Origin of the sequence: uncultured Campylobacter sp. (genome assembly GCF_938017775.1) — a bacterium.
Taxonomy (GTDB): Bacteria; Campylobacterota; Campylobacteria; order Campylobacterales; family Campylobacteraceae; genus Campylobacter_B.
Genome location: NZ_CALIIU010000044.1, coordinates 1 through 4360, shown reverse-complemented (window position 1 = coordinate 4360; position 4360 = coordinate 1). Strand labels below are relative to the sequence as shown.

Annotated in this window: 7 protein-coding genes and 1 tRNA gene; all 8 read right to left on the bottom strand. The window is 36.5% G+C overall.

Annotated features, from left to right (window positions below; translation table 11 throughout):
* On the bottom strand, positions 1-666 hold a 666-nt coding region (locus Q0537_RS06800; RefSeq protein ID WP_299226333.1), incomplete at its 3' end, for a hypothetical protein.
* A gap of 40 nt (positions 667-706) precedes the next feature.
* Entirely contained in the window at positions 707-1081 is a 375-nt protein-coding gene (locus tag Q0537_RS06795; RefSeq protein WP_299226330.1) for a hypothetical protein, read from the bottom strand.
* Positions 1082-1129: 48 nt separating this feature from the next.
* Complete coding sequence (locus Q0537_RS06790; protein ID WP_297949130.1) at positions 1130-1519, bottom strand: hypothetical protein; 390 nt, start codon at positions 1517-1519, stop codon at positions 1130-1132.
* A gap of 23 nt (positions 1520-1542) precedes the next feature.
* The gene (locus tag Q0537_RS06785) at positions 1543-2040 is read right to left on the bottom strand and encodes a hypothetical protein (RefSeq protein ID WP_299226327.1); all 498 of its coding nucleotides are present in this window, start codon (positions 2038-2040) and stop codon (positions 1543-1545) included.
* Between the two features lie 349 nt (positions 2041-2389).
* Positions 2390-2779, bottom strand: coding sequence for a hypothetical protein (locus tag Q0537_RS06780; RefSeq protein ID WP_297925327.1), 390 nt, complete (start codon positions 2777-2779; stop codon positions 2390-2392).
* Between the two features lie 123 nt (positions 2780-2902).
* Positions 2903-3268 (bottom strand): Imm40 family immunity protein, encoded by a 366-nt coding sequence (imm40, locus tag Q0537_RS06775; protein WP_299226323.1) that lies wholly within the window; start codon positions 3266-3268, stop codon positions 2903-2905.
* A gap of 452 nt (positions 3269-3720) precedes the next feature.
* A tRNA-Ala gene (locus Q0537_RS06770) sits at positions 3721-3796 on the bottom strand.
* Between the two features lie 78 nt (positions 3797-3874).
* On the bottom strand, positions 3875-4360 hold a 486-nt coding region (locus tag Q0537_RS06765), incomplete at its 5' end, for a hypothetical protein (RefSeq protein WP_299226320.1).

The following is a 4360-nucleotide window of genomic DNA, read 5'->3' as shown; positions in this document are numbered from 1 at the left end:
TCGATTTTGTAAATTTACATAAGTGTGCCTTATATCGCAATTACCGACAAAGGCGGCTTCCCAGTTCTTAATTAGCCAACTCGAGCTTACCGCATATTCCCGTCCTTTATTCGAGCGCATTTTATCGCTATAGCCAATAGGCGCAAACATACCGGAATAAAACCCCTCCAGATAGGGTAGTCTCGGGCATCCTTTCGTATCGGTTGCGACGATAAATTTTATCTTTCGATCATATGGACGAAAAGCCTTGTGACACTCTATAATATCTCCATTTTTTAGATCGTCTTTGAATTCTAAAAATTTATAAGTAAATTTTGCAGGAATTTTATCATTTATCCTTTTGTATTCGGTCACAGAGCTATCGTAATAAGAAAATATGCTTATATTTCTGGATGGCTCGGTATCACATACAAAATCTAAATTCTCCAATATCCACTTTTTAGAAATCAGACCATTATTATTTTTCGCATTAGCTTCGGGCGGCAATACTATAAACTCCCCCGAATTATCGCCGTTTATACGTAGCAGATTATTCCAGCTACAAAATAAAAACCGCCTTTGACCGATCTGCAGTATATCGCCCTCCGCGAAAATTTTTCTAAAATTATTAATCGAAAATTTTCTTCTACCTCTTACGGGTATTATCTTTTTATAATTTCTTTTCATGATCTTTCTTCTGTTTTATTATTAAATCGCCGCATACTTGCTAAATCCCTAGATGCAAAATATATAAATTATTTTTAATTGCCGAATCGATTAGTTCCAATAGGCCGTCTAATTGCTCGATAACCGAGGATCTGTTTAACACACAATTTTTATCAAAAACAATTTGCTCATCCACGCTCAAGAAAAGCGATCTCCAAGAGCATATTATATCTCTAAATTTAGCTTTATCTTCTATCCAGCTATAGCCATAGTAATTTAGCCCTTTTTTCAAATTTATCTCATCGTTCCATGTGGTTTGCACCCACTCAAGAGAGTACGAAATGCGAAGTATCAGATCATCGCTAATTACTACGCAATACTCTTTAGAGAAAATATTTTCTTTTGTCTTTTTGAGTAAAAATTCATGTTTAGGCATAAGACTCCTTATTGTTTTAAAATATGACTTGAATAAAGCTCGACCTAGCTATTCGCCAAATTTCATCCAAGCAATGGCGTATTCTAGCGTTTCATTTCTAAAATATTTGCTAATTATCTTATATTCGTCTTCTTTCGCAATATTTACAATTGTTTCAACAAAGCCGGTGCAGAACGCCGTGCCGATATATTCGTCTTCGCTTGCCGCTCCCTTTTCCACAAAATCGAAAATTTCATTTCTTGTCTTTTCGTCCAAATCATCAAAAATTTTAATCGTAGTTTCTGCAAAAGATGCAAGCAGCCACAATAAGCCAGGTATGTACTCCATATCGAAAGGAAATATCTGTTCTTGGTAGGCGTTAAAATACGCCCTGTTTTTCTCTATAAAGAAATAGATATATTCCTCATATTTACCCAAATCGGTCTCTATTAAGCGCATTTGCCAATCCTTATAAAATTCCATCACAATACTTTTCTCCAAAATTTTATAGCGCTTTTTATCTCCTTTTCAAAATGTTTGAATGGTATATAAATTTCTTCTTGTTCATAGGATTTTAACTTTTTATATTTCTTGGAATGCGTAATTCTTGTAATATTTTCATAATTTTTTTGCAAAAAATCTATGATTATTTTTACCTCATTCCTGCTAAACTGTTTCGCTCTCGCCCGCCGCATAGGCGGTGCAAATGCTTGAATAAACATATCTTCTATAATCGCTTCATCGCCGAAGCGCTCGTAAAAATCAATAAAATCCAGGATATAATACCTAAAAGTATAGTCATTGAAAACCTGCAAATTTCCCGATAAGAGTTTGATTGTGCTATGGTCTAAATCGCACAGATCTTTACCGCACAAATCTTGTTCGACAAGCTCATCCTTTTGTACAGGATTTGTTATAATTTCCGGCTTTTGCAGTTTAAGCCGCGCCTTTAGCGCCTTTATTCTATTCGATAAGTTCATTTTGTCCTCCTTTTTATAAAGCATAAAATTTGAGCCCAGCTTATAATACTCTTTTACTCTTATCAGATATATCAAATACAGGATCAATCCTATGATAAGTAGTAGTTACATAATGACGGATTGGGTTGTGGCTACGACATAGACTTTGCCTCCGCGATAACCGCCCTCCGTCAATAGCTTATGAAAATTAAAAGACGATAGGATAATAAAAAATATCGTCATTACAATTCTTACGGGCTTCATGGTTTCAAAATATCCTTATACAAAATTCTAAGGATAGATTGCCGTCTTTTGCCCAATCGGAGTCAAAGAATTTCATCGATAAATATGCCTTGCTCAAGATTCAAATTTATTCATCTAGGCAGTATATGTCGTTGTCCAAATCCACATTATTATCTGCTAATAGTTTCAGTAAATTTGCATTATAATATAGACCGGGCATGCTATTATAACTGTAAACTACGACTCTTAGCAGCTTTTTCACGCTTTGTAATTTTATACTCCTCGCGACATTTATATCTGCTAAAAATTTTTTAATTAGATCTCCCGCAAAAGGTATATCATAAAATTTTTCCTCTATGCTAAAGCCAAAATTTCTGTATTTTAAAATAGAACCTTTTAGTTTCAAATCTCCTTTTTGCCAGACTTTTGTTGCAGATATGCCGTTGCTGCTTATTGTTTCGGATAGATCCCTATCGCTTTCGATCGATAGGATTAGGATTACTTTGTTGCTTTTCAAGATCGCTCCTAAAAATCTTTTATATCCCATCTACGCACATATTGTCATTCAGTTTGACACACATTTTTATATTTATCAGAATATGAGCAAAACTAGCATATTCTGCATTGGAAGTTAAAATTTTCATTTGGGCACCCGCCCGGGGCTAATGACTGGGCAGTATGCAAAATCATCTCCGTTTCTAGCGCGATACTTAGTGATATATTGGGTTGCTACTTCAAATGCATCGTCATCTTCCGATTCAATACTCCAGCAATCGTATGTGATTATGGGCTCATTGCCGCTTAGGCGATATACATCCCCTCCGACGATAAGCATATCTCTATCTCTTGCGATTTTTAGCACCTCCATTACATCATCAAATCTCCAAGCGATTCCATAAATTCCGTACTCCTCCCTTAAGCGTATACCGCGCTCTAACAGATCCTGCGGCACGATATTTGCGTAATCTTCATCTATGAACGCCGCGCCATCTTCTTCAACTGACATAATCTCTCCTTCCATTAAAATTTAATTTATTGCAAAGACTTTTCTATATCGTTTATTAGGCGATGAAGCGTTTCGAGACGACTAGAACTTGGATTATTTTGGTTTAAAATTCTAAAATATCACTATACTTTATCGTATTTGCATCGCGCTCGTCAAAAAGATGGAGGTATATATTTTTCGTTCATCTTAATGATTTTTGCGATATAGCTCTCGCTTATACCATTTTTCGTTTTTGTGCGATATATGCGCCAAAGGGCTTTTGGGCGATATTTATCACTCTTTCTGTAAATAGGTTTTTAACTAACCTAATAACTAACTGAATTATTTTAAAACAATTATAACATAAAAAGAAACAAAAATAATCAAAAATTACTAAAAAGCCCTAAATATCGGTATTTAAAGGAAGTAAAAGAGATCTAAAAGAAGTAACCAAAACTTAAAAATAGCTTAAATGGTGGAGTTAAGCGGGATCGAACCGCCGACCTCTTGAATGCCATTCAAGCGCTCTCCCAACTGAGCTATATCCCCGTAAGTGGCGGCTATGATAAATTCCGCCTCTTTGTCTGTCAATATTAAATTTTCAATTCAATGTTATCAGATTAAATATTAAGCGTTTTGCGCCTGAATAAAATCAATGGCATGTTGAATGCGATTTAATACGCGTTCACGCCCGATGCCTACGAGGGTGACGTCCATGGACGGCGATTGACCCGTACCGGTAACGGCGATACGCAATGGCATGCCTACTTTTCCCATGCCAACTTCCAATTCGGCGGCAGTTTGCTCAATGGCTTCGTGGGTGGAATGCAAATCCCAGTCAGAAAGTGCGGTCAGTTTTTCTTTTACTTTTTCAAGCGCTTCTACCGCGCCCGCTTTGAAATGTTTTTTCACCGCAGCTTCATCGAAAGCTTCAAACTCTTCAAAGAAATAACGACTGGCAAGCGCCATTTCACGTAAGGTTTTACAACGATCCGCCAGCATGGTGATGATTTCCGTTAATGCCGGGCCATTGGAAGTGTCAATGCCTAAATCCTGATATTGCCATGCTAAATGTTTCGCAACGTAGTCCGCTGGCAATTCACGAAGATAATG

Excerpts from the sequence above, each read along its gene's own strand:
- imm40 (WP_299226323.1), bottom strand. The coding sequence starts at position 3,268 with ATGTCAGTTGAAGAAGATGGCGCGGCGTTCATAGATGAAGATTACGCA.
- Q0537_RS06785 (WP_299226327.1), bottom strand. The coding sequence starts at position 2,040 with ATGAACTTATCGAATAGAATAAAGGCGCTAAAGGCGCGGCTTAAACTG.
- Q0537_RS06790 (WP_297949130.1), bottom strand. The coding sequence starts at position 1,519 with ATGCGCTTAATAGAGACCGATTTGGGTAAATATGAGGAATATATCTAT.
- Q0537_RS06795 (WP_299226330.1), bottom strand. The coding sequence starts at position 1,081 with ATGCCTAAACATGAATTTTTACTCAAAAAGACAAAAGAAAATATTTTC.